The sequence below is a fragment of the Streptomyces sp. R21 genome (assembly GCF_041051975.1).
Classification (GTDB): Bacteria; Actinomycetota; Actinomycetes; order Streptomycetales; family Streptomycetaceae; genus Streptomyces.
Genome location: NZ_CP163435.1, coordinates 7,254,338 through 7,278,449 on the forward strand (window position 1 = coordinate 7,254,338; position 24,112 = coordinate 7,278,449).

The window sequence follows — 24,112 nt, forward strand, 5'->3', positions numbered from 1 at the left end:
AGGGACGCACGTGGAGTGCCGCAGATTGTTATGCGTGCACATGCCGAAGGAATGGGGCAGATGGGCAGGCCCGCCGCGGAGCGGGGGAGCAGAGTGCCTGCCTCGCCGGGCCAACGGCGGTCCCGGCTACCGATAGAGCGCCGCCAGCCGCTCCGCATCCCCCGCGAAGCGGTCCCGCAACGCCTCCGGCGACAGCACCTCCACCTCCGCCCCCAGCGCCGTCAACTGTGTGTGCGCGACCTCCTCCGACTCCACGGGCAGCGTGGCGGTCACCCAACCCCCGGCATCCGGGTCACCGCAGCCCGCAAGCGCCTCCCGCGCGGCCCCGGCGTCAACGGCGTACGCCAGTCTCCGCACCCCTTCGGCAGAGAGCCGTACGACGACCTCGGCCCGCAGGATCGACCGCGCGAACTCCTCGGCCCGCTCCTCCCAGAACCCTGGCAGGTCGAACCCCTCGGCGCGGCCGAAGCGCTCCTGCGCGGGCTCCACCGCGGTGAACCGGTCGATCCGGTAGACCCGGAACGACCCCGCCTCCGGCACCCGCGCGCACAGATACCAGACCCCCGCCTTGAGCACGAGCCCGTACGGCTCCAGCTCCCGCTCCACCTCGGCCTCCCGGCTCCGGTAGCGCGCGGTGATCCGCCGGTCGTCCCACACCGCGTCGGCGACGGCGGGCAGCAGCTCGGGCGCCTTCGGCTCCGTGAACCAGTTCGGCGCGTCCAGATGGAAGCGCTGCGCCGCCGTCCGCGAGGCGTCCCGCAGGGAGGGCAGCAGCGCGGCGGACACCTTCAACCGGGCCGCCGAGGCCGCGTCCTCCAGCCCCATCTCGCGCAGCGCCCCCGGCACCCCCGACAGGAACAGTGCCTCGGCCTCGCCGCGTGCGAGCCCCGTCAGCCGTGTCCGATATCCGCCGATCAGCCGGTACCCGCCGGTGCGCCCCCGGTCCGCGTACACCGGAACGCCCGCCTCCGACAGCGCCTGCGCGTCCCGCGTGATCGTCCGCTCGGACACCTCCAGCTCCCGCGCCAGCTCACCGGCGGTCATCGACGGCCGGGACTGGAGCAGCAGCACCATCTTGATCAGCCGGGCAGCACGCATACGTTCATGATGCCGGGCCCCACTGACAGCGAAGGGGCACGGCGACCGCCGTACCCCTTCACCGAGAACCAGCAGCCCTTACAGGCCGTACCGCTCCCGTGCTTCCTTCACCGCGGACGCCTTCACCTCACCGCGGCGGGCGAGCTGCGCCAGCGCCGCGACGACGATCGACTCGGCGTCGACGCCGAAGTGGCGGCGCGCGGCCTCGCGGGTGTCGGAGAGACCGAAGCCGTCGGCGCCGAGCGAGGAGTAGTCCTGCTCGACCCACTGGGCGATCTGGTCGGGTACCTGGCGCATGTAGTCGGAGACCGCGAGCACCGGGCCCTCGGCACCGTGCAGCGCCTGGCGGACGAACGGCACGCGCTCCTCGCCGCGCAGCAGCGCCGCGTCGGCCTCCAGGGCGTCGCGCCGCAGCTCGGTCCAGGACGTCGCGGACCACACGTCGGCGGCCACGCCCCACTCCTCGGCGAGCAGCTGCTGCGCCTTCAGGGTCCAGTGGATCGCCGTACCGGAGCCGATGAGCTGGATGCGCGCGGCGTTGGCCACGGGCGAGAGGCCCGCCGACTCGGCCGTGTTGAAGCGGTACAGGCCCTTGAGGATGCCCTCGTCGATGCCGAGGCCGGCCGGCTTGGCGGGCTGCGGCATCGGCTCGTTGTAGACCGTCAGGTAGTAGAAGACGTTCTGGTCCTCGCCGGGCGCGGCCTCGCCGTACATCCGGCGCAGACCGTCCTTGACGATGGTCGCGATCTCGTACGCGAACGCCGGGTCGTACGACAGCGCGGCCGGGTTGGTCGCGGCGATCACGGGGGAGTGCCCGTCCGCGTGCTGGAGGCCCTCGCCCGTCAGCGTCGTACGGCCGGCCGTGGCGCCCACCAGGAAGCCGCGGCCCAGCTGGTCGCCGAGCTGCCACATCTGGTCGGCAGTGCGCTGCCAGCCGAACATCGAGTAGAAGATGTAGAACGGGATCATCGCTTCGCCGTGCGTGGAGTACGCGGTGGACGCGGCGATGAAGTCCGCCATGGAACCGGCCTCGGTGATCCCCTCGTTGAGGATCTGGCCGTCCTTGGCCTCCTTGTAGTACATCAGCTGGTCGCGGTCGACCGGCTCGTACGTCTGGCCCTTGGGCGAGTAGATGCCGAGGGAGGGGAAGAGGCTCTCCATGCCGAAGGTGCGCGCCTCGTCGGGGACGATCGGCACCCAGCGCCTGCCGGTCTCCTTGTCGCGGACCAGGTCCTTGACCAGGCGGACGAACGCCATCGTCGTCGCCACGTTCTGCGAGCCGGAGCCCTTGTCGAAGGACGCGAACGCCTTGTCGGGGGCCGCGGGCAGCGGCGCGAGCGCGTGCGTACGGCGGGCCGGGGCCGGGCCGCCGAGGGCCGCGCGGCGGTCCTGGAGGTAGCGGACCTCGGGGGCGTCGGCGCCCGGGTGGCCGTAGGGCACCTGGCCGTCGATGAACTGGCTGTCGGAGATGGGGAGTTCGAGGACGTCACGCATCTTCTTGAACTCGTCCACCGTCAGCTTCTTCATCTGGTGGTTGGCGTTCTTGGACGCGAAGCCCTCGCCGAGCGTGTGGCCCTTGACCGTCTGGGCCAGGATCACGGTCGGCGCGCCCTTGTGGGCGAGGGCCGCGCGGTAGGCGGCGTACACCTTGCGCGCCTCGTGACCGCCGCGGGAGAGGTGGAAGCACTCGAGGATCTTGTCGTCGCTCAGCAGCTTCGCCATCTCGACGAGCGCCGGGTCCGAGCCGAAGAAGTCCTGGCGGATGTAGGCGGCGTCGCGCGTCTGGTACGTCTGCACCTGCGCGTCGGGTACCTGGCGCAGCCGGCGTACCAGCGCGCCCGTGGTGTCGAGCCGGAACAGCTCGTCCCAGGCCGTGCCCCACAGCGTCTTCACGACGTTCCAGCCGGCGCCGCGGAACTGGGCCTCCAGCTCCTGCACGATCTTGAAGTTCGCGCGGACCGGGCCGTCGAGGCGCTGCAGGTTGCAGTTGATGACGAAGGTCAGGTTGTCCAGACCCTCGCGGGAGGCGAGAGCGAGTGCCGCCGTCGACTCCGGCTCGTCCATCTCGCCGTCACCGAGGAACGCCCACACGTGCGACTGCGAGACGTCCTTGATGCCGCGGTTGGTGAGGTAGCGGTTGAACCGCGCCTGGTAGATCGCCGACAGCGGGCCGAGGCCCATGGAGACGGTCGGGAACTCCCAGAGCCACGGCAGGCGGCGCGGGTGCGGGTACGACGGCAGACCGTTGCCGCCGGACTCCTGGCGGAAGCGGTCGAGGTGCTGCTCGCTGAGCCGGCCGTCGAGGAAGGCGCGGGCGTAGATGCCGGGGGAGGCGTGGCCCTGGATGTAGAGCTGGTCGCCGGACCCGTCGGCCTCCTTGCCCTTGAAGAAGTGGTTGAAGCCGGTCTCGTAGAGCCAGGCGGCGGAGGCGAAGGTGGCGATGTGGCCGCCCACGCCGTACTTGCTGCCCCGGGTGACCATCGCGGCCGCGTTCCAGCGGTTCCACGCGGTGATCTTCCGCTCCATCTCCTCGTCGCCGTCCACGACGGGTTCGGCGGAGGTGGGGATGGTGTTGACGTAGTCGGTCTCAAGCAGCTTGGGCAGCGCGAGACCGTTGCCCTCGGCGCGTTCCAGTGTGCGGCGCATCAGGTACGCGGCACGGTGCGGCCCGGCCGCCTTGGTGACGGCATCCAGGGAGGCCTGCCATTCGGCGGTCTCCTCGGGGTCGCGGTCCGGGAGCTGGTCGAGCTCGCTCGGCTGGATTGCGGTGGGGTCGGTCATTGCGCCGCCTTCCGGATACGGAGGGGGCACGCGAAGGGGGTTCCTTCGACGCTCTCCCTCAGCGGTAAGGGGTATTCGGGGGTGCCCTTGGTCTTTGGCAGGACAGGGCGGCGGGCTCTTGTAGGAGCCCGTCGGTGACTGTAACTCCCTGATCGATGATCGATCAAAGGGTTGAAGGGGAAAACCTCTTCAAGCCGAGAAAGTCGGCACCCGGTGCCTTCAGGGCAGGCACGGGGTGCCTTGAAATCGAAGGTTTACGCAGGTCGGGACACGTCTGAGCGGCTACTCGCTCCGCTGTGCCGGGACCGCCGAGGCGCACGCGGGTGCCGCTCACGGCCGCGGCGCGCACCCGAGTACATGGGCCTTCACCAGTTCCGCGATCAGCGGATCCCGCCGCCGGAAGGCCTCCACGAGCGCCTCGTGCTCCTCCGCGTACGACTGCTGGACCGTGCCCAGCCAGCGGATGGACAGCGCCGTGAACACCTCGATGCCCAGGCCCTCCCAGGTGTGCAGGAGCACGGAGTTGTTCGCGGCGCGGACGAGTTCGCGGTGGAAGGCGACCGTGTGGCGGACCTGGCCGGTACCGTCCGCCAGGCGGTCGGCCTCGTACAGCGCGGCGACGTGCGGCTCCAGGGCCGAGCAGTCCTCGGCGAGCCGCCCGGCCGCCAGCTCCGCCGCGATGGCCTCCAGACCGGCCCGGACCGGATAGCTCTCCTCCAGGTCGGCGGCGGTCAGATTCCGCACCCGTACGCCCTTGTTGGGGGCCGACTCGATCAGGCGCAGCGACTCCAGCTCGCGCAGCGCCTCCCGTACGGGCGTCTGGCTGACCTCGAGCTCGGTCGCGATCCGGCGCTCCACGATCCGCTCGCCCGGCTTCCAGCGCCCGCTGACGATCCCCTCCACGATGTGCTCGCGGATCTGTTCGCGCAGCGAGTGGACGACGGGCGCGGTCATGAGGGCTCCTTCGGGAGGGGCGCACCGGCCCCAAGGGCGTTTGACGTTTAGACAATAAGGCCGGGCTTCCCCCGGTGAGGGGCGCACGGGGGCGCTTTCGCGCAGGTGAGACGAGACTTACACGCCCCCAGAGGGCTGTCCTTTGTAAAGACCCGTACCGGGTAAGACCCGGCGGTGTCACGGCCGTGTCACCCGTTGAACCTCCGGGCCGCAAAAACGTGTGGCGGTGAGCACAGGGGCTTCCGCCAGGGGTGCCGCTGGGCCATCAGGGGGATGTCATGAGCGGACGGGGACGCAAGCGGGCACTGCGTTGGGGGATCGCGGCGGCCGTGGCCGGGACGGTCCTGGGCCTGACGGGCTGCCAGCCGATGGACACCTCGGCGGCGGGCGAGCCGAGCGGTACGCAGACGGGGACCGCCCCGGTGGGCGCCGGCTCGGCCGGTCAGCCCACGGGCCCCGGCGGCGCCTGCGTCTTCGTCAAGCCGGACGGCGCCCAGAAGTTCGGCCACACCGGCTGGGGCTTCCGGGTCACCGGCACCGACCGCTGGGTCTACGGCGCCGTCGAGAACCCGACCAACGCCCTGTACACCCCGCCCGGCGGCTACATCGGCGCCTGGCACGCGGAGGGCACGTACGCCCGGATGCTCGGCGACATGTCCCGGGACACCCACAACCCCGGCAGGTCGAAGCACCCGTACACCCGCTACCGCTGCACCGGTTCCGCCACCAGTGACGTGTCGTCGGCCCGCGCGAAGATCACCGAGGTCGAGCAGCGCGGCTTCCTCGTCGGCATCGACCCGGACTCCGGTGACCTCGGCTCCCGGGACTGCCTCGACGCTACGTACGACGTCCTGAAGGCGTACCGGACACGGCATCTGACGCCCGCCTACCAGACGGAGATCCCGAACGTGTGGGTCGAGACGCTGGTCCTGTGGACGGACAGGACCCTCAAGCCGCAGTAGACCGCGACGCCCCCGCCCGGAAGGTTCCGGACAGGGGCGTCGCAGGCGTACGGATGCGGATTACAGGCCGAGCTCGACCTCGAACTCGCCCGCTTCCAGGATCGCCTTGACCGCGGTCAGGTAACGGGCCGCGTCGGCGCCGTCCACCAGACGGTGGTCGTAGGAGAGCGTCAGGTACGTCATGTCGCGGACGCCGATGACGGTGCCCTCTTCCGTCTCGATGACGGCCGGACGCTTGACCGTGGCGCCGATGCCCAGGATCGCGACCTGGTTCGGCGGCACGATGATCGTGTCGAAGAGCGCGCCGCGCGAACCGGTGTTGCTGATCGTGAAGGTCGCGCCGGACAGCTCGTCCGGGGTGATCTTGTTCGCCCGGACCTTGCCCGCCAGGTCGGCGGTGGCCTTGGCGATACCGGCGATGTTCAGGTCGCCCGCGTGCTTGATGACCGGGGTCATCAGGCCCTTCTCGGAGTCCACCGCGATACCGATGCTCTCGGTGTCGAAGTAGGTGATCGTGCCCTCTTCGACGTTGATCCGGGCGTTGACGGCCGGGTGGGCCTTCAGCGCCTGGGCCGCCGCCTTCACGAAGAACGGCATCGGGGAGAGCTTGACGCCCTCGCGGGCCGCGAAGGAGTCCTTCGCCTGCGCGCGGAGCTTCATCAGCTTGGTGATGTCGACCTCGACGACCGAGGACAGCTGGGCCTGCTCGTGCAGGGCCTTCACCATGTTGTCGCCGATGACCTTGCGGATGCGGGGCATCTTGACGGTCTGGCCACGCAGCGGGGAGGCCTCCAGGGTCGGAGTCTTCTTCGCGGCGGTGGCGGCGGCCGGGGCGGCAGCGGCCGGAGCCGGAGCAGCGGCGGCGGCCTTCGCGGCCTCGGCGGCGGCGAGGACGTCCTGCTTGCGGATACGACCGCCGACGCCGGTGCCCTTGACGGAGGCCAGGTCGACGCCGTTCTCGGCGGCGAGCTTGCGCACCAGCGGGGTCACGTAGGCGCCGTCGTCACCGGAGGTCGCGGCGGGAGCCGGGGCCGGGGTGACGGGGGCGGCCGCGACCGGCGCGGGAGCCGGGGCCGCGGGCTGGACCGGAGCCGGAGCGGCGGCGGTCGGGGCGGCCGGGGCGGCCGGAGCAGCGGGGGCCGGAGCCGGAGCGGCGGGCGCGGCGGGGGCCGCGGGAGCAGCCGGAGCCGGGGCAGCGGCGGCGGGCGCGGCCGGAGCGGCGGGGGCTGCCGCGGGGGCGGCACCCGGCGCACCGACGACGGCCAGCTTGGCGCCGACCTCCGCCGTCTCGTCCTCGCCGACGACGATCTCCAGCAGGACGCCGGCGACCGGCGACGGGATCTCGGTGTCGACCTTGTCGGTGGAGACCTCGAGCAGCGGCTCGTCCTCCGCGACCTCCTCGCCGACCTGCTTCAGCCAGCGGGTGACGGTGCCCTCGGTGACCGACTCGCCCAGCGCGGGCAGCACGACGTCGGTACCGGAGGCGCCACCGGCCGGAGCGGCGGGGGCGGCGGCGGGGGCCGGGGCGGCCGGAGCCGCGGGGGCCTCGGCGACCGGGGCCGGAGCGGCCGCGGGGGCCGGCTCGGGCTCGGCGGCCGGAGCCGGGGCTGCGGCAGCGGGCGCGCCCGTGCCGTCGTCGATGATGGCCAGCTCGGCGCCGACCTCCACCGTCTCGTCCTCGGCGACCTTGATGGACGCGAGCACTCCGGCGGCGGGCGAGGGGATCTCGGTGTCGACCTTGTCGGTCGACACCTCCAGCAGCGGCTCGTCGGCCTCGACGCGCTCGCCCTCGGCCTTCAGCCAGCGAGTGACAGTGCCCTCGGTGACGCTCTCACCGAGCGCCGGAAGGGTTACGGAAACCGCCATGGTTTCTGTTGCTCCTTACGAATGGTGCGGAAGTCTGTGGTCGTCGTCGCGCCCAGGTGCGACGCGGTGACTGAATTCAGCCGGGACTGGATCAGTCGTGCGAGTGCAGCGGCTTGCCCGCGAGGGCCAGGTGGGCCTCGCCGAGCGCCTCGTTCTGCGTCGGGTGGGCGTGGATCAGCTGGGCGACCTCGGCGGGCAGCGCTTCCCAGTTGTAGATCAGCTGGGCTTCGCCGACCTGCTCGCCCATACGGTCACCGACCATGTGGACGCCGACCACGGCACCGTCCTTGACCTGGACGAGCTTGATCTCGCCCGAGGTGTTCAGGATCTTGCTCTTGCCGTTGCCCGCGAGGTTGTACTTCAGAGCGACGACCTTGTCCGCGCCGTAGATCTCCTTGGCCTTGGCCTCGGTGATCCCCACGGAGGCGACCTCGGGGTGGCAGTACGTCACCCGGGGGACACCGTCGTAGTCGATCGGAACGGTCTTGAGACCGGCCAGACGCTCCGCCACCAGGATGCCCTCGGCGAAGCCGACGTGCGCGAGCTGGAGCGTCGGGACCAGGTCACCGACGGCGGAGATCGTCGGGACGTTCGTCCGCATGTACTCGTCGACCAGGACGTAGCCGCGGTCCATCGCGACGCCCTGCTCCTCGTAGCCGAGGCCGGCCGAGACCGGGCCGCGGCCGACGGCGACGAGCAGCACCTCGGCCTCGAACTCCTTGCCGTCGGCAAGGGTGACCTTGACACCGTTCGCGGTGTACTCGGCCTTCGAGAAGAAGGTGCCCAGGTTGAACTTGATGCCGCGCTTGCGGAACGCGCGCTCAAGAAGCTTGGAGGAGTTCTCGTCCTCGACCGGGACGAGGTGCTTGAGGCCCTCGATCACCGTCACGTCGGTGCCGAAGGACTTCCACGCCGAGGCGAACTCGACGCCGATGACGCCGCCGCCGAGCACGATCGCGGACTGCGGGACGCGGTCCAGGACCAGCGCGTGGTCGGACGAGATGATGCGGTTGCCGTCGATCTCCAGGCCCGGCAGCGACTTCGGCACGGAGCCGGTCGCGAGGAGCACGTGGCGGCCCTGGATGCGCTGGCCGTTCACGTCGACCGAGGTCGGGGACGACAGACGGCCCTCGCCCTCGATGTACGTCACCTTGCGGGACGCGATAAGACCCTGCAGACCCTTGTACAGGCCCGAGATGACGCCGTCCTTGTACTTGTGGACGGCCGCGATGTCGATGCCCTCGAAGGTGGTCTTCACGCCGAACTGACCGGCCTCGCGGGCCTGGTCGGCGATCTCGCCGGCGTGCAGCAGAGCCTTGGTGGGGATGCAGCCGTTGTGCAGGCAGGTTCCGCCGACCTTGCCCTTCTCGATCAGGGCGACGTCCAGGCCCAGCTGCGCTCCGCGCAGCGCCGCGGCGTAACCGCCGCTACCGCCGCCGAGGATCACTAGGTCGAAAACGGTGCTGGCGTCGTTCGCCACGTCACGTCCTCCATGCATGTGCGCCGTACGCCGGTCGTCAGTGACCGGGCGGCGGCTGGTGTCCGGCCGCTCTTTCTTCGGCCCTGTGGTGGGGGCCCTGTCCTGCCGAGAACCCATCTTCGCACTTGTCGACGGGTGGCGGGACGCCGGGCCGGGGTGTGAGACGTCTGATCCATCACGTCTCCATCAGCTCGCGAGGTCGCGGCCGTGTGCGAACGTACGGATTTCGTCGAGTTTCGTTGAGGGCGAAATCGTCGTACGCCCATGTGGAGTGCCGTTCGCGCATGAGTACGGCCCCCGGAATGAGCGCGGCCCCGGGCATGAGTGCGATGCCCGGGGCCGTACAGCGAACTCAGGGGACTCAGCCCAGCTCGCCCTCCGCCGTCAGCTCGGCGAGGCGGACCAGGGTGCGGACCGCGGAGCCGGTGCCGCCCTTGGGGGTGTAGCCGAAGGGGGCCGACTCGTTGAAGGCCGGGCCGGCGATGTCGAGGTGCGCCCAGGTGATGCCCTCGCCGACGAACTCCTGGAGGAACAGGCCGGCGACCAGGCCGCCGCCCATGCGCTCGCCCATGTTGGCGATGTCGGCGGTGGGGGAGTCCATGCCCTTGCGCAGGTGCTCGGGCAGCGGCATCGGCCAGGACTCCTCGCCGACCTCCTCGGCGGCGTCGACGATGGCGGCGCGGAAGGCGTCGTCGTTGGCCATCACACCGAAGGTGCGGTTGCCGAGGGCCAGCACCATGGCGCCGGTCAGCGTCGCCACGTCGACGATCGCGTCCGGCTTCTCCTCGGACGCCTTCCACAGCGCGTCCGCGAGGACCAGGCGGCCCTCGGCGTCGGTGTTGAGGACCTCGACGGTCTTGCCGCTGTACATGTGCAGCACGTCGCCGGGGCGGGTGGCGGAGCCCGACGGCATGTTCTCGGCGAGCGCCAGCCAGCCGGTGACGTTCACTTCGAGGCCGAGGCGCGCGGCGGCGACCACGGCGGCGAAGACCGCCGCCGCACCGCTCATGTCGCACTTCATCGTCTCGTTGTGCCCGGCGGGCTTCAGCGAGATGCCGCCCGAGTCGTAGGTGATGCCCTTGCCGACGAACGCCAGGTGCTTCTTCGCCTTGGAGCTGCTGTACGACAGCTTCACCAGACGCGGCGGGGCCTCGGAACCGGCGCCCACGCCGAGGATGCCGCCGAAGCCGCCCTTGGCCAGGGCCTTCTCGTCGAGCACCTCCACCTTGATGCCGTGCTCCTTGGCGGCGACCTGCGCGACGGCGGCGAACGCCTCCGGGTCCAGGTCGTTCGGCGGGGTGTTGATGAGGTCGCGGGCGCGGTTGAGCTCCTCGCTCACGGCGACGGCGCGCTCGATCGCGGCCTTGTACGCCTTGTCGCGGGGCTTGCCGCCGAGCAGCGCCACCTCGGCGAGCGGGGCCTTGCCGTTGCCCTTGGCGTTCTTGCCGTTCTCCTTGTACGCGTCGAAGGCGTACGCGCCGAGCAGGGCACCCTCGGCGACGGCGCCCGCGTCGGCGGCGTCGGTGATCGGCAGGGCGAAGGCGGCCTTCTTGGAACCGGCCAGGGCGCGGGCGACGGCACCGGCGGCGCGGCGCAGTTCCTCGGCGCCGTACGTCTCGTCGTCCTCGGGGGCCGCTCCCAGTCCGACGGCGACCACGACGGGCGCCTTGAAACCGGAGGGTGCGGGCAGCTTCGTCACCTCGCCCTCGGCGCCGGACGCGCCGAGGGTCTGAAGGACGTCGGCGAGCCGGCCGTCGTAGGCCTTGTCCACGGCCTCGGCGCCCGGCGCGACGACCGGGCCCTTGTCGCCCTTCGCGACACCGACGACGATCGCGTCGGCCCGCAGTCCGGACGCCGCGGCGGTGCTGAGAGTGAGAGCAGTCACGGTGGTGAAATCTCGCTTCCATTGAGTTGCTGAGGTCGATCTGGGATGGGTCGACCGGGCCCGAGGACTGACCCTAGATCCGGCCCGAAGGTGAGGTCTCGACGGGGGCGGTCTCGGCGGGGGCGGTCAGACGTCCGGGACGAGCCTACGCGCGGGCCCGGGTTTCGCTCATTCCTACGGGCGTTCACCTGTGGGTGGCGTCGTGGCTACTTCTCACCCATCACTCCATGTGACCTGGTCCACACTCGTCGTGTTCCGGTGAGCGACCCGCTCGCCGCTTTGCATCATTTCCACGGATCCTCCTCTGAAATACCACAAAGAGGATCTCTGGGGGGAAGGTCCGACCATGGCGCAAGTTGCGCTCAGATGGAGAAACGCGGCCGCCGGTCTGACGACCGTCGGCCTGCTGGCCGTGGGACTGGGAGCGCCCGGCGCTTCGGCGGCGACGGCGCCGCGCATCGATCTCAAGGTGCTCGTCGTGGACAACGGCGACAGTCCCGTGGCGGCCATCGCCGCGGAGCTGAAGAACACCGGGATCCCGTACACGACGGTGAATCTCAACGACTCGTCCCGCCCGACGGTCGACGCGGCGTTCCTGAGCGACACGGTGAGCGGCACCCCGCGGGCGAAGTACCAGGGTGTGGTGCTCCCCAACGAGGCGCCGTTCGGATCGGGTTCGGCCGAGCAGACCGCTCTGGAGACGTACGAGAAGACGTACGGCATCCCGCAGCTCGACGCCTACACCTGGGCGCACCCGGAGGTCGGTCTCGACTACACCAGCGAGGGCGGCTGGACCGGCTCGCTGGACGGCCGGGCGGCGGCGGTCACCACGGCCGGCACCTCGGGCCCCTTCGGCTATCTCGACGGGCCGCTCACGTTCGAGGACAACTCCTCGTCCGTGTCCGAGAGTTACGGCTACGTGGCGAAACCCCGTACCGGCTTCACCAGTTACGTCGACACCGCGGTGCCCGGGGGCGAGGGGCGCGGCAGCCTGGTCGGCGAGTACGCGCACGACGGGCGCCGCGAACTGGTGGTGACCTTCGCGTACAACCAGTACCAGCAGCAGTTCCGGGTGCTGGCGCGCGGCATGGTCGAGTGGCTGACCCAGGGCGTGCACCTCGGGCAGAGCCGAAGCTACTTCTCCGTCCATGTCGACGACGTGTTCGCGCCCGACGCCCGCTGGGACGCCGCCCGCAACTGCACGCCGGGGGACATCGACTGCGTGGGCGGCGGTGCGGAGGGCACGCCGATCCGGATGACGGCGGCCGACGCCCAGTACGCCGCGCAGTGGGAGCAGAGCACCGGCTTCACCCTCGACATGGTGTTCAACGCGGGCTCGGGCGAGGAGTGGAAGAGTGAGAACGGCGGCACGGACGCCCCCGCGACCCAGCTGCTCGCCGACAAGGCCAAGTACCGCTGGGTGAACCACACCTACACCCACCAGTTCCTCGGCTGTGTCCAGGACACCACGACCGTGCCGTGGAGCTGCGCGAAGAACGCGGACGGGTCGACGCGGTACATGAGCCGCTCCGACATCTCGGCGGAGATCAGGAACAACTACAACTGGGCGGTCTCCAAGGGCCTTTCGACCGACCGGACCGAGCTGGTCACCGGTGAGCACTCGGGCCTCAGGACGCTTCCGCAGCAGCCCGACGACAACCCGAACCTCGCGGGCGCCCTCGCCGACAACGGCGTCAAGTGGACCGGCTCCGACAACTCCCGCGAGCCGCAGCAGCGCGCGGTGGGCGCCGCCCTGACTGTGCCGCGCTACCCGATGAACGTGTACTACAACGCCGGTACGGCCGCCGAGATGGCCGACGAGTACAACTGGATCTACACCTCCAGGGCCGACGGCGGCAGCGGCGTCTGCGAGGACAACCCCTCGTCCACGTGCCTGCCCGCGCCCCTGGACACCGCCACCGGCTACGTGTCGTACATCGTCCCCCTGGAGGCGCGCACCGCTCTCGGCCACGCCCTGGGCAACGACCCGCGGCCGCACTACGCGCACCAGTCCAACCTGGCCGAGGACCGGATCCTGTACCCGGTCCTGGACAAGGTGCTCGCCGGCTACAAGGCGCTCTACGCCGACAACGCCCCGCTGGAGAACCCCCGGCAGAGCGCGATCGGCACCGAGCTGAAGCGCCGCGCCGCCTGGCAGACGGCCGTCTCGAACGGCAGCGTCACGGCGTACCGCATCGGCACGACCGTCACCGTCAAGGCGCCGTCCGGGACGCAGATCCCGGTGACCGCACCGGAGGGGACCAGGAAGCAACTCGTGCTCGGGACCGCCGTGTTCGGCACGCCGTACGCGGGGAGGCGCTCGGCGTGGACCACGCCCGAGGTGCTGCAGTCGGCGCTCACGCTGAAGCTGCCCGCCTGAGCGACTCCGCCCAGCGCGCGCACGCCGCACCACGCGCACCCCGGCCGGGACCGGCCGGGGTGCGCCACCGAGCCGTAAGAGTTCCGCAGGGGGGAACCCACATGATGCGCACAGGGCGTCATGTCACCATGCTCACCGAAGGCACATATCCGCACGTCCACGGCGGGGTCAGCACCTGGTGCGACCAGCTCGTGAAGGGCATGCCCGAGGTCGGCTTCCACATCGTCTCGCTCACCGGCAGCGGCCGCGAACCCGTGACCTGGGAGCTGCCGCCCAACATCCGCCGCCATGACTCCGTACCGACCTGGGGCCCGCGGCCGGGGCGCACGCGAGCGCCCGTCGGCCGGGCCCGCCGCCGGTTCACCGACACCTACGAGCGGTTCCTGCTCTCGTTCCTGGACCCCGAAGCGCACTGCGACTTCGGCCGGGCGCTCTACGAACTGGCCGAACTCGCCCGCGCCGGACGGCTGTCGGCGGCGCTGCGCACCGAGTCCGCGCTGCGGTCCCTGATGTGGATCTGGACGATGCCGCATCTGCCCACGGCCGCCGCCCGGCCCACCGTGCAGGACGCGCTGACCGCCACCGACCTCCTCGAACACGCGCTGCGACCGCTCGGCGTGCGCATCCCCGAGGACTCCGTGGCGCACGCGGTCAGCAGCGGCCTGGCCACGCTGCCCGCCCTCGCCGCCCATCACCTCGACGGCGTCCCGTTCCTCCTCACCGAGCACGGCATCTACCTGCGCGAGCGCTACCTCGGCTACCGCGCCGCCGAACAGCGCTGGCCCGTCAAGGCGTTCATGCTCGGCTTCTACCGCGAACTCAACTCGCTCGGCTACCGCGCCGCCGACCTCATCACCCCCTGCAACCAGTACAACCGCCGCTGGGAGGAGCGCGGCGGCGCCGACGCCGACCGGATCCGTACGGTCTACAACGGCGTCGACCCGCACGCCTTCCCGCACGCCGGACCCGAACCCGAGGTGCCCACCCTCACCTGGTGCGGGCGCGTCGACCCCATCAAGGACCTGGAGACCCTGCTGCGCGCGTACGGCATGGTGCGCGCCGAACTGCCCGAGACCCGGCTTCGGCTGTTCGGCCCGGTGCCGTCCGGCGGGGAGGCGTACGCCACCCGTCTGGAGAAGCTCGCCGCCGAACTGGGCGTGACGGACGGGCTGACCTTCGAGGGCCGCATCAGCGAGGTGTGGCGCGCCTACGCGGCCGGGCACGTGGTGATGCTCTCCTCCATCTCCGAGGGCTTCCCCTTCTCGATCATCGAGGCGATGTCCTGCGGCCGCACCACCGTTTCCACGGATGTCGGCGGCGTGCGCGAGGCGGTCGGCGACACCGGACTCGTGGTGCCCCCGCGCGAGCCCGAGAAGATGGCCGCGGCGGCTCTCACTCTGCTCCGCGACGACGAACGGCGCCTGAAACTGGGCGAGTTGTCGCGGCAGCGGGTCATCGACCGCTTCACCCTGCGCCGCTCCGTGGACGCTTTCCGGACGATCTACCAGGAACTGGCGGGCCGCCCCACGGTGTACGAGCCGGCCGTCGAGACCGTCGCCGACTGGACCCGCGAACTGCGCGACCCCTGGTACCAGGCCCTCGCCACGGACGGAACCGACTGGTGAGCGGCGGCCTCCGGATACCGCCCGGCACCCACGAGGACAGCCTCCCGGCCGTACCCCGCCAGCGCCGCCCGCCGAGCTGGGCCGAACCCGACCCCGTCGAGGAACTTGCCGAGCGGCTCGGCGACTTCATCGCCGCAGCGGTCCACCCCGACGAGATCGCCGCACTCCTGGAGTCCGACGGCATGTCGGACGACCGGATACGCGAGCGCTACGGCGTCAGGAACTCCTTCGCGCTCGCGGAGGAGCTGTACGACCGTGTGGACCGCCACTACCCCGAACCGGCGAGGCCGGCGCACGACCCCTGGCAACTCGCCCTGCTCGGCTGCCTGTTGCGCGGGATCGTCTTCGCCCTGCCGGGACTCGGCTACGTCCTCGGAGCGCCGCTCCTCGCCGGCCCGCACGACAGCCTCGGCCTGCCCGCCGGCACCGTGCCCCTGCTCGTCGGCGCCCTGTGCGGCTGGACCTGGAACCAGGGTCTCGCCCACCGGGCGTACTCCTGGCTGGGCCTGGGCGACCGCCCGGCAGCCCACCGCGCCCTGCTCATCGGCGCCCCGGCCGGCGTGCTCCTCGGCTCCCTCGCCGCCTTCGCCGCCGCACCGACCCACCCCGAAGCGGTCGCCTTCGCCGCAGGCCAGTCGTGTTACCTGGCCGCGGCCACCGTCCTGTTGGTGACGGGCCGCGAACGGGCGCTGCTCGTGGCCCTGTTGCCGATGACGGCGGGGGCGGCCCTGGCACTGGTGCACCCGATGCCGAACGGGGTGAGACTCGCCTTCCTGCTGGGCTCGCTCACGGCGGTTGCGCTGGTGATCCTTCAGCCCGTCCGGCGTTTGAGGACGAGCGCGTCAGCGCGACAAGGGGGGAGAGGGGGCGAAGCCCCCAGGAAGACGGGACGGGAAGGGGCGGAGGGGGCGAAAAACGCCCCCCGGCTCACCGCGGCGCTGCCGTACGCCCTCTACGGCCTGGGCAGCGGCGTCCTGGTCCTCCACGCCGCCCTCGGCGACGTCCTCGCGGGCGACCAGCACAGCACCGTCGCCGCCCCCGCCGCCGTCGCACTCACCCTCAGCATGGGCCCGGCCGAATGGCTGCTCTTCCGGTTCCGCAGCGCCGGCCTCACCGCACTGCGCTCCAGCAGCACCCCGAAGGACTTCCGGCGCACCACCGCACTCACCCTCGTCCGGTGCCTGACCGGCTACGTCGCCGCGCTCCTCGCGCTCACCGCGGCCACCGCCGCCCTGTGGCCGCACGCGCCGGGCGTCACCGGCGTACGCCTCGCCGGGCTGCTCCTGCTGGGTGTCGTCCTGTGGACGGGACTGCTGCTCCAGTCCTTCGGTGCCGTCCTGAGCGCCGCCGCGGTCTGCGCCGTGGCGGCCCTCGCCCAGACCGCGGCACTGGCCGCGCACGCGGGCAGCCCGCACTGGGTGGGCCTGACGGTGTACGGCACGGCGGCCGCCGCCCTGGCCGTACTGGTGTCCCGACTGCTGGGGAGAGCGACCGCCCACCGATGAAGAGTCTCCTCGTGCCCTACTACGAGCACCCGTCCGTCCGCCCCGCCGAATGGGACGCCCTGATCGCGGCGGCGCCCCGACTCCACGCGGTGGTGCTCAACCCCGCCAGCGGCCCCGGCGACCGCCCGGACCCGGCCTTCGCCGAAGCCGCGGCGCGCCTGCGTGCGGCGGACGTCCGGGTGCTCGGCTACGCCGACACGGACTACGGCCGCCGCCCCCGGGCCGACGTCGTGAGGGACCTGTCCCGGCACCGCGCCTGGTACGGCGCCGACGGCGTGTTCCTCGACCAAGTCGCCTCCGGGATCGCCGAGTTCGCGTACTACCGGGGACTCGCCGCCACCGCCTGGGGCGCCCGCTTCGCCGCGCTCGTCCTCAACCACGGGACGGTGCCGCATCCTTCGTACGCCCGGATCGCCGACGTCCTGGTGACGTTCGAGGGGACCTGGCAGACGTACCGGAGGCTGCGCACCGAGCCCTGGACAGGGAGCGGTGCACGACTGTGTCACCTGGTGTACGGCGTACCGGCCGGCGTCGATCTCGCGGAGCAGGCCCGCGCCCGGGGCGCCGGCCTGCACTGCGCGGTGCCGGGCGGCGGCGCCCACCCCTGGGGCACGTTGCCACACGCCCTGGCTCAATAAGTACGAACCGGGGACACAGGGCCGGGAGTGCCGAGCCCGAACCCCGTGACCGCCGTCCCCGCCAGCCGGTCCGCCAGTGAGCGGCGGGACGGCGAGAGCACCGGCAGCGCGTTGAGGAAGAAGATCACCACGGCGACGGCCCACACCAGCACCGACAGCACGAACTCGCCCTCGATCAGCAGGATGCAGGCCAGCGCGTACACGGCGACGTCGGCCGTCGTCGTCACCGCCGCACGCAGCGCGGCCCGGCGCGGCGGGCTCGGCATGACCTTGAGGCCGAGCAGGGCCTTGCCGACCGTGCGTCCGGTGAAGGCGAGCGACGCCCACTGGTAGAGGAACGTGGCGACCACCAGGAGCCCGAAGGCCTGCTCCACGTCTCTGACGACCTTGTGCCAGAGGTGGAGTCCGAAGCCCTCGGAGGCGTCGATGACATCGCCGCGCGAGGTGAGGATGTCCCAGCCGCCCCGCGTCGCGAGGTCCGGCACGTCCGTCACGAGCGCGGAGATCCGGTGGAAGGTGAGCACGGCGAGCGCGGACGCCGCCGCGAGCACCAGTGCGAAGTCGATGAACCAAGCCGCGAACCGCCGAAGTTTCGGCACAGACGTCCCCCGATCACGATCATTTGCCTGTACGGCGGATCAGATTAGCGCCGCCGGCACCGGTCTTCGCCGGATGGCCGGGGATCGTTTCAGCCCAGTGACAGAACCCTGTCACTGACGACCGGTCAGCCCAGTGACAGAACCACCAGCGCGGTCGTCGCCGCCGTCTCGGCCAGCCCGCCGAAGACATCACCCGTGATGCCGCCGAAGCGGCGCGTGCAGTGGCGCAGCAGGAGTTCCGCGACGGCGCAGGCGGCGACCACCGCGAGCGCGCCGCGCACGACGTCGTCCGCCCCGAACAGGGTCCCCGCGCCCGCCGCCGCACCGGTGACCAGGACCGCGGCGAGCAGCGCGCCGTACACCGGCACCGTGCCCGCGACCGCCGCGCCCAGCCCCTCCGGCCGGGCCGGCGGAACTCCCGTGCGGGCGGCCAGTGTCAGGGCGAGGCGGGCGGCGGTCGCCGAGACGACGGCCGCGAACGCGCCCCGGGCCCACGAGGTGTCGTAGGCCTGGAAGAGCACGGCGACCTGTGCCAGCAGCACGAACAGCAGCGTGATCACACCGAACGGGCCGATGTCCGACTGCTTCATGATGCGCAGCGCGTCCTCGGCGGGCTTGCCGCTGCCGAGCCCGTCCGCGGTGTCGGCGAGCCCGTCCAGGTGCAGGCCCCGGGTGAGCGCGGCCGGTACGGCCGCGGTGGCCACGGCGGCGAGCAGCGGGCCCGCGTCCAGGAACAGCAGCAGCCCGCCGAGCGCGGCGGAGCACAGACCGACGACCAGCCCGGCCACGGGCGCGCACAGCATCCCGCCGCGCGCGGCCTCGCGGTCCCAGCGGGTCACCTTGACGGGGAGCACGGTGAGGGTGCCGAAGGCGAAGCGGAGGCCGTCGGGGAGCGGGGTCTTGGACACCGGCGCAGGCTACCCGGCGGTCCGGACGACCGGCGCGGCGGCTTCGACAACGTCCAGGATCCTCAGCTTCTAGGATCTTCGGCATGGCAACAAGACTCGTGCAGATCAACATGAAGGCCCAGGACGACTCCCGGCTCGGCCGGTTCTGGGCGGAGGCACTCGGCTGGGGTGTCGACAGCGAGGGACCCGGTGTGACCAACCTCGAACCCGTGGGCTTCGCCTACCCCGACCCCGTGGCCGTCTGCATCGACATCATCGCCCGCCCGGAACCCAAGACGGTGAAGAACCGGGTCCATCTCGATCTGGCCACCACCTCGACCGCCCATCAGGCGGAGCTGGTCGCGCGCCTGAAGGATCTCGGCGCGACGCTCGCCGACGTGGGTCAGGGCGATGTCCCCTGGACGGTCATGGCCGACCCGGAGGGCAACGAGTTCTGCGTTCTGGAGCCCCGTCCGATCTACCGGGACACCGGGCCGATCGCCGCGGTGGTGGTCGACTGCACCGACCCACGAGGGATGGCCCGGTTCTGGGGCGAGGCGATGGACTGGACGCTGCACGAGGTCACCGACGACCACGCGTCCATGCGCTCGGCCCAGGGCGTCGGCCCCTACCTGGAATTCCTCCGCACCCCCGACACCAAGAGCGTGTGGAACCGCGTCCACCTCGACGTCTCCCCCTACCCCGGCGACGACCTGGCAGCGGAGGAAGCCCGGCTGCGCGCCCTGGGCGCCACCGACCCCGGCATCGACCAGTCCGCCATCTCCTGGACGGTTCTGGCCGACCCGGAGAACAACGAGTTCTGCCTCCTCAGCCCTCGCTGACCCGGGGCCTTCCGGTCGAGGGCGAGTTCTCGCGGCAAATGCACCGCACGGCCTTTATGCGTGAATAAAGTTCGTATATGGGTCATTGGCTCCAGCGGAACATCATCGAGCCGGGCAAGCTCCCGCTGCTCCTCGCACTCGCCTCGTTCGTCATGACCTTCTTGATCACCCGGATCGTCGTCCGGCTGATCCGCGCGGGCAAGGGCCCGTTCGGCAACGTCAAGGCGGGCGGCCTGCACATCCACCACGTCGTCCCCGGCGTGGTGCTGACCGTGATCGGCGGCTTCGGCGCGGTCGCCAGCGGACGGCACGGCATCGGCCCTGCCGTCTGCGCCGTGCTGTTCGGGATGGGCGCGGGCCTGGTGCTCGACGAGTTCGCGCTGATCCTGCACCTCGACGACGTGTACTGGACCGAGGAGGGCCGCAAGAGCGTCGAGGTCGTGGCGGTCACCGCGGCCCTGGTCGGCCTGGTCCTCAGCGGCTTCCTGCCGTTCGGGGTCAATGACCTCAGCAGCGAGGAACTCCAGGACCGCAGCGGGGCGATCGCCACCGTCGTGGCGAACTTCGGCTTCGCGCTGATCGCCCTCAGCAAGGGCAAGGGACGCACCGCGATCTTCGGGGCGATCATCCCCGTCGTCGCCCTGGTCGGCGCGATCCGGCTGGCCCGCCCCGGCTCCCCGTGGGCGCGGCGCTTCTACGGGCGACGCCCGCGCGCCCGCGCCCGGTCGATCCTGCGCGTCTACCACCACGACCGCCGCTGGGCGGGCCCCCGCCGTATCCTTCAGGACTGGATCGGCGGCAAGCCCGACCCCGAACCGGTCCGCTCCCTGCCCGGCGGCCGGTGACGCGGCGCGGCGACCGCGCACACCACCAGGACGGCGGCGATCGCGGCCAGATGCTCCTTGCCCGCCAGGTTCTCCTTCACCGCGACCTCGATCACCATCGACGCGACGACCAGCCCGGCCGTGACGTACGCCCGATAGCGGTATGCCACGAACACGGCGAGGGCGACCACGGCCGCCGACGGACCGGTGTCGACGATCTGCGCGTCCGACGCGGGCAGCCCCAGCGGGTTGCCCGGGCCGAGGGAGATGCCCACGCGCGCGTAGAGCGTGCCGGCCAGCGTGGCGACGTACGCCAGGGCGAGCGTGCGCCACCAGCCGAGGCAGATCTCGGCGATCCCGAACACCAGCAGGATCTGCACCAGTGCGCCCCACACCGGAAGGTCCAGGGCCGGTACGAACAGGGAGAGCGGGGTGCGCAGCAGCGACAGCCACAGCGGGTCCTGCGCCCGGACGGCCCCCACGTCCTGCACGAACTGATAGCCCCACGACTGGTTCTGCACGAACTGGAAGGCCGCCGTCAGGCACACGGCCCCGAGGGTCATCGCAATCGCCCGCCAGTGCCTCTCGACGAGGGCCGCTCGTACGGTGACGTACAACAGCCCCCATTCGGCTCGGACCCAGCGGACGAGTGGGTTCATCTGTGCGACTCCAGGTGCTTGCGGTGCAGCCACTTCGGCAGGCCCGGCGCCTCCAGGAACCCCTCGGCGCGCGCGGACGCGAGACCGATGCGCAGCAGGTCGCTGCTCTTCTCGAAGAGCAGGAACCGGGGTTCCCAGATGGGCCGGTACTTGGCGTTGGCGCGGTACAGCGACTCGATCTGCCACCAGCGCGAGAAGAAGCTGAGCAGGGACCGCCACAGCCGCAGCACGGGTCCCGCGCCGAGGCGTGCGCCACGTTCGAAGACGGATCGGAACATGGCGAAGTTGAGCGACACCTGAGTGATCCCGATCTCCTGGGCGCGCCGCAGGAGCTCGATGACCATGAACTCCATGAGCCCGTTCTCGGAGTCCCGGTCGCGGCGCATGAGGTCGAGGGAGAGACCGTTCGGGCCCCACGGCACGAAGGACAGCAGCGCCCTCAGATCACCGTTCGCGTCGGTGCACTCCAGCATCACGCACTGCCCGTCGTCCGGGTCGCCGAGCCGCCCCAGTGCCATGCTGAACCCGCGCTCGGTCGCCCCGTCGCGCCAGTCGTCGGCGCGCCGCAGGAGGTAGGTCATCTCGTCGTCCGGGATGTCCTCGTGGCGCCGGATGCGCACCTGGTAGCCCGCGCGCTTGACCCGGTTGTAGGCCTGCCGCACGGTGCGCATGGCGCGGCCCTCGATGGTGAACTCGGCGGTCTCCACGATGGCTTCGTCGCCGAGTTCCAGGGCGTCGAGGCCATGGCGGGCGTAGATCGTGCCCGCCTCCTCGCTCGCCCCCATCACCGCCGGGATCCAGCCGTGCACGCGCGCCTCGGCGAGCCAGGGCTCGATGGCGCCGGGCCAGGCCTCCGGATCGCCGATGGGGTCGCCGCTGGCCAGCGAGACCCCGCCGAGGACGCGGTAGGCAACCGCCGCCTTGCCGGTCGGGGACCACACCACGCTCTTCTCGCGGCGCAGCGCGAAGTAGCCGAGCGAGTCACGGTCGCCGTATCGGTCAAGCAGCGCCCGCAGTCCCCGCTCGTCCTCCTCGGTGAGCGCGTCGACGGCGCGGCGGGAGCGGAAGGCCGCGTAGAAGACGGCCAGCACGAGCAGGGTGCTGAGCACGTTGATGGTGACGTTGACCCAGTTGGGAGACGTGATCCCGGGGAAGTGGGAGTCGTCGGCGGCGACGGAGATCAGCCGCAGGGTGCCGTAGCGCCACCGGTCGAGGAACGTCGAACGGTCCGAGTCGTCGGCGGTGTTGGTGGCGGTCACCAGAAGCGCGGCGAGCAGCGAGGTGACCAGCAGACCGCCGATCCCGACGGCCGCGGCGAGCCTCGGGTTCGACCGGTCGCCCTTCGCGTAGAACTCCCGGCGGCCGAGCACCAGCGACAGGACGAAGGCCGCGGTCAGGCCGAGCGAGATCCAGTTCTGCGCGTACTGCCGGATCTCGGGGAAGGCCATCGCGAAGGCGAACAGCAGCAGGAAGAGCCCGCTGAGCACGAAGTTCAGGATCCATGCGGCCCGTTTCCTGCGCCGCATGGTGATGGCCAGGAACATCGTGAACACACCGGACGCGAAGCCCGCGGTCAGCAGGTAGGGCGTGAAGAAGTTCTCGGTGTTGTGCCGGCGCAGGTCCTGGCCGAGAGACACCCACACGGCACTCAGGAAGTTGATGAACGTGACGGCCCGCAGGTACCAGACGGCGAAGGCGGCCGCTCTCCGCGAGGTGGTGGTGGACCGGCGCTCCCCGTCGCCCCTGGGGGCCGGGGCCCGTTCCTGCGCGGCGGCAATTCGGGCATCTCCCATGACCGGTGATGATATGGGGCGCTGTGGTGCGGGCGCGGGAACGCTGGGACGGGAGATTCGGCCTGCCCTCCGTGAGAGAGGGGGCGAGCAAAGTTCCGCGGCCGCCGCGCCAAGTGGGAGACGCCGGTCCGGGGGAGCCGGACCGGCCGTGTCCCGTACGGCGCCTACTCCGAGGTGGGCGCCCCGCCGGAAGCCTCTTCGCGCGCCGCGTCAGAAGCATCGGCGGTTACGGCTTCGGACACCTCTTCGGAGGGCTTCTCCGGCGCCTCCTCGGCCTCGGCGGGCTGCTCCGGAAGCTCCGCCGACAGCGCGGCGGCCGCCTGGACCAGCGGAAGGGCCAGCAGTGCGCCCGCACCCTCGCCGACCCTCACCCCGTGGTCGAGCAGCGGCTCGATCGCCATCCGGTCCAGCGCCTTCGCCTGCGCCGGCTCACCGCTGCTGTGCCCGGCCAGCCACCAGTCCGGCGCCCGGAACGCGATCCGCTGCCCGACCAGGGCGCAGGCGGCCGAGACGACACCGTCCAGGACGACCGGCAGCCGGCGCACCGCGCTCTGCAGCAGGAATCCCGTCATCGCCGCGAAGTCGGCCCCGCCGACCGCCGCGAGCAACTGCAGCTGGTCACCCAGGACCGGCCGCGCCCGGCGCAGCGCGTCCCGCACGGCGGCGCACTTGCGCATCCACGCCAGGTCGTCGATCGGCCGCCCGCCGCGCCCGGTGACGACCGACGCGTCCGTTCCGCACAGCGCCGCGACCAGCACGCCCGCCACCGTGGTCCCGCCGACGCTCACATCGCCGAGGACCACCAGATCCGTACCGGAGTCGGCCTCCTCGTCGGCGATCGCGACACCCGCCAGGAACGCCGCCTCGGCCTCCTCCGGGGTGAGCGCGTCCTCGATGTCGATACGGCCCGAACCGCGCCGCACCCGATGCCGTACGACGTCCGCGGGCAGCTCCTGCGGATCGCAGTCCAGCGACATGTCGACCACGCGCACCGGCACACCGAGCCGCCGGGCGAGCACGGCCGCCGGGCTCGCGCCCTCCAGGACCGCCCGCACCAACTGCTCGGCGCTGCCCGCCGGACGGGCCGACACGCCCAGTTCGGCGACTCCGTGGTCGCCGGCGAAGAGCACCACACGCGGATGCGCGATCGGCCGCACCGGGACGGCCGACTGCGCCGCGGACAGCCACTCACCCAGTTCGTCGAGGCGGCCCAGGGACCCGGGCGGCACGATCCGGCGCTCCAGGCGCGCCTCGGCATCGCGGCGGACCCCGCCGTCGGGGCGCTCGATCAGATCGGTGAAGTCGTCGAGATTAAGCGAGCTCATTCGCCGAAC

Annotated in this window: 18 protein-coding genes; 7 read left to right on the plus strand and 11 right to left on the minus strand. The window is 71.5% G+C overall.

Features of this window, described 5'->3' with window-relative positions; all coding sequences use genetic code 11:
- Positions 1–126 precede the first annotated feature (126 nt).
- From AB5J56_RS32220 to AB5J56_RS32230, 3 genes are all read right to left on the minus strand, one after another.
- Positions 127–1,098, minus strand: coding sequence for a helix-turn-helix transcriptional regulator (locus AB5J56_RS32220; RefSeq protein ID WP_369237719.1), 972 nt, complete (start codon positions 1,096–1,098; stop codon positions 127–129).
- A gap of 78 nt (positions 1,099–1,176) precedes the next feature.
- Positions 1,177–3,879 (minus strand): pyruvate dehydrogenase (acetyl-transferring), homodimeric type, encoded by a 2,703-nt coding sequence (gene aceE / locus AB5J56_RS32225; protein WP_369237721.1) that lies wholly within the window; start codon positions 3,877–3,879, stop codon positions 1,177–1,179.
- A 330-nt stretch (positions 3,880–4,209) separates the two neighbouring features.
- Positions 4,210–4,833, minus strand: a complete 624-nt coding sequence (locus AB5J56_RS32230) for a GntR family transcriptional regulator (RefSeq protein ID WP_369237723.1) — start codon at positions 4,831–4,833, stop codon at positions 4,210–4,212.
- Between the two features lie 278 nt (positions 4,834–5,111).
- Here AB5J56_RS32230 and AB5J56_RS32235 point away from each other — a divergent pair, with 278 nt between their 5' ends.
- Positions 5,112–5,795 (plus strand): hypothetical protein, encoded by a 684-nt coding sequence (locus AB5J56_RS32235; protein WP_369237725.1) that lies wholly within the window; start codon positions 5,112–5,114, stop codon positions 5,793–5,795.
- Positions 5,796–5,855: 60 nt separating this feature from the next.
- Here AB5J56_RS32235 and sucB read toward each other — a convergent pair whose 3' ends face one another.
- The 3 genes from sucB to AB5J56_RS32250 form a co-directional block, all read right to left on the minus strand.
- Complete coding sequence (sucB, locus tag AB5J56_RS32240) at positions 5,856–7,661, minus strand: 2-oxoglutarate dehydrogenase, E2 component, dihydrolipoamide succinyltransferase (RefSeq protein ID WP_369237727.1); 1,806 nt, start codon at positions 7,659–7,661, stop codon at positions 5,856–5,858.
- Positions 7,662–7,752: 91 nt separating this feature from the next.
- Complete coding sequence (gene lpdA, locus AB5J56_RS32245) at positions 7,753–9,141, minus strand: dihydrolipoyl dehydrogenase (RefSeq protein WP_369237729.1); 1,389 nt, start codon at positions 9,139–9,141, stop codon at positions 7,753–7,755.
- A 361-nt stretch (positions 9,142–9,502) separates the two neighbouring features.
- Positions 9,503–11,026, minus strand: a complete 1,524-nt coding sequence (locus AB5J56_RS32250; RefSeq protein WP_369237731.1) for a leucyl aminopeptidase — start codon at positions 11,024–11,026, stop codon at positions 9,503–9,505.
- 346 nt (positions 11,027–11,372) lie between these two features.
- On the opposite strand from AB5J56_RS32250, the gene AB5J56_RS32255 reads away from it, so the two are divergent.
- From AB5J56_RS32255 to AB5J56_RS32270, 4 genes are all read left to right on the plus strand, one after another.
- Entirely contained in the window at positions 11,373–13,406 is a 2,034-nt protein-coding gene (locus AB5J56_RS32255) for a hypothetical protein (protein ID WP_369237733.1), read from the plus strand.
- Positions 13,407–13,507: 101 nt separating this feature from the next.
- Entirely contained in the window at positions 13,508–15,031 is a 1,524-nt protein-coding gene (gene pelF / locus AB5J56_RS32260) for a GT4 family glycosyltransferase PelF (RefSeq protein ID WP_369237735.1), read from the plus strand.
- On the plus strand, positions 15,028–16,536 hold the full coding sequence (locus AB5J56_RS32265) for a hypothetical protein (protein ID WP_369237737.1): 1,509 nt from the start codon (positions 15,028–15,030) through the stop codon (positions 16,534–16,536). The genes pelF and AB5J56_RS32265 overlap by 4 nt, the downstream gene beginning before the upstream one ends.
- The gene (locus AB5J56_RS32270; RefSeq protein WP_369237739.1) at positions 16,533–17,174 is read left to right on the plus strand and encodes a spherulation-specific family 4 protein; all 642 of its coding nucleotides are present in this window, start codon (positions 16,533–16,535) and stop codon (positions 17,172–17,174) included. Before AB5J56_RS32265 ends, AB5J56_RS32270 begins: the two co-directional genes overlap by 4 nt.
- On the opposite strand, the gene AB5J56_RS32275 is transcribed toward AB5J56_RS32270, so the two are convergent.
- Together AB5J56_RS32275 and AB5J56_RS32280 are read right to left on the minus strand one after the other, a co-directional pair.
- Positions 17,168–17,773, minus strand: a complete 606-nt coding sequence (locus tag AB5J56_RS32275) for an RDD family protein (protein WP_369237741.1) — start codon at positions 17,771–17,773, stop codon at positions 17,168–17,170. The two genes, AB5J56_RS32270 and AB5J56_RS32275, sit on opposite strands and share 7 nt — an antisense overlap.
- 125 nt (positions 17,774–17,898) lie before the next feature.
- Positions 17,899–18,681, minus strand: a complete 783-nt coding sequence (locus AB5J56_RS32280; RefSeq protein ID WP_369237743.1) for an adenosylcobinamide-GDP ribazoletransferase — start codon at positions 18,679–18,681, stop codon at positions 17,899–17,901.
- Positions 18,682–18,764: 83 nt separating this feature from the next.
- On the opposite strand from AB5J56_RS32280, the gene AB5J56_RS32285 reads away from it, so the two are divergent.
- Together AB5J56_RS32285 and AB5J56_RS32290 are read left to right on the plus strand one after the other, a co-directional pair.
- On the plus strand, positions 18,765–19,502 hold the full coding sequence (locus AB5J56_RS32285; protein ID WP_369237745.1) for a VOC family protein: 738 nt from the start codon (positions 18,765–18,767) through the stop codon (positions 19,500–19,502).
- A gap of 77 nt (positions 19,503–19,579) precedes the next feature.
- Entirely contained in the window at positions 19,580–20,347 is a 768-nt protein-coding gene (locus AB5J56_RS32290; protein WP_369237747.1) for a hypothetical protein, read from the plus strand.
- Here the strand turns inward: AB5J56_RS32290 and AB5J56_RS32295 are convergent.
- From AB5J56_RS32295 to cobT, 3 genes are all read right to left on the minus strand, one after another.
- Positions 20,284–20,985 (minus strand): hypothetical protein, encoded by a 702-nt coding sequence (locus tag AB5J56_RS32295; RefSeq protein ID WP_369237749.1) that lies wholly within the window; start codon positions 20,983–20,985, stop codon positions 20,284–20,286. The genes AB5J56_RS32290 and AB5J56_RS32295 overlap by 64 nt on opposite strands.
- Positions 20,982–22,778 carry a phosphatidylglycerol lysyltransferase domain-containing protein gene (locus AB5J56_RS32300; protein WP_369237751.1) on the minus strand — a complete coding sequence of 599 codons (1,797 nt, stop codon included), beginning with the start codon at positions 22,776–22,778 and terminating at the stop codon, positions 20,982–20,984. The genes AB5J56_RS32295 and AB5J56_RS32300 overlap by 4 nt, the downstream gene beginning before the upstream one ends.
- 164 nt (positions 22,779–22,942) lie before the next feature.
- Complete coding sequence (gene cobT / locus AB5J56_RS32305) at positions 22,943–24,103, minus strand: nicotinate-nucleotide--dimethylbenzimidazole phosphoribosyltransferase (RefSeq protein WP_369237753.1); 1,161 nt, start codon at positions 24,101–24,103, stop codon at positions 22,943–22,945.
- Positions 24,104–24,112: the final 9 nt, after the last annotated feature.

Coding starts and splice junctions, on each gene's coding strand:
- AB5J56_RS32220 (WP_369237719.1), bottom strand. CDS start 1,098: ATGCGTGCTGCCCGGCTGATCAAGATGGTGCTGCTGCTCCAGTCCCGG.
- aceE (WP_369237721.1), bottom strand. CDS start 3,879: ATGACCGACCCCACCGCAATCCAGCCGAGCGAGCTCGACCAGCTCCCG.
- AB5J56_RS32230 (WP_369237723.1), bottom strand. CDS start 4,833: ATGACCGCGCCCGTCGTCCACTCGCTGCGCGAACAGATCCGCGAGCAC.
- AB5J56_RS32235 (WP_369237725.1), top strand. CDS start 5,112: ATGAGCGGACGGGGACGCAAGCGGGCACTGCGTTGGGGGATCGCGGCG.
- sucB (WP_369237727.1), bottom strand. CDS start 7,661: ATGGCGGTTTCCGTAACCCTTCCGGCGCTCGGTGAGAGCGTCACCGAG.
- AB5J56_RS32255 (WP_369237733.1), top strand. CDS start 11,373: ATGGCGCAAGTTGCGCTCAGATGGAGAAACGCGGCCGCCGGTCTGACG.
- pelF (WP_369237735.1), top strand. CDS start 13,508: ATGATGCGCACAGGGCGTCATGTCACCATGCTCACCGAAGGCACATAT.
- AB5J56_RS32270 (WP_369237739.1), top strand. CDS start 16,533: ATGAAGAGTCTCCTCGTGCCCTACTACGAGCACCCGTCCGTCCGCCCC.
- AB5J56_RS32285 (WP_369237745.1), top strand. CDS start 18,765: ATGGCAACAAGACTCGTGCAGATCAACATGAAGGCCCAGGACGACTCC.
- AB5J56_RS32290 (WP_369237747.1), top strand. CDS start 19,580: ATGGGTCATTGGCTCCAGCGGAACATCATCGAGCCGGGCAAGCTCCCG.
- AB5J56_RS32295 (WP_369237749.1), bottom strand. CDS start 20,985: ATGAACCCACTCGTCCGCTGGGTCCGAGCCGAATGGGGGCTGTTGTAC.
- AB5J56_RS32300 (WP_369237751.1), bottom strand. CDS start 22,778: ATGGGAGATGCCCGAATTGCCGCCGCGCAGGAACGGGCCCCGGCCCCC.
- cobT (WP_369237753.1), bottom strand. CDS start 24,103: ATGAGCTCGCTTAATCTCGACGACTTCACCGATCTGATCGAGCGCCCC.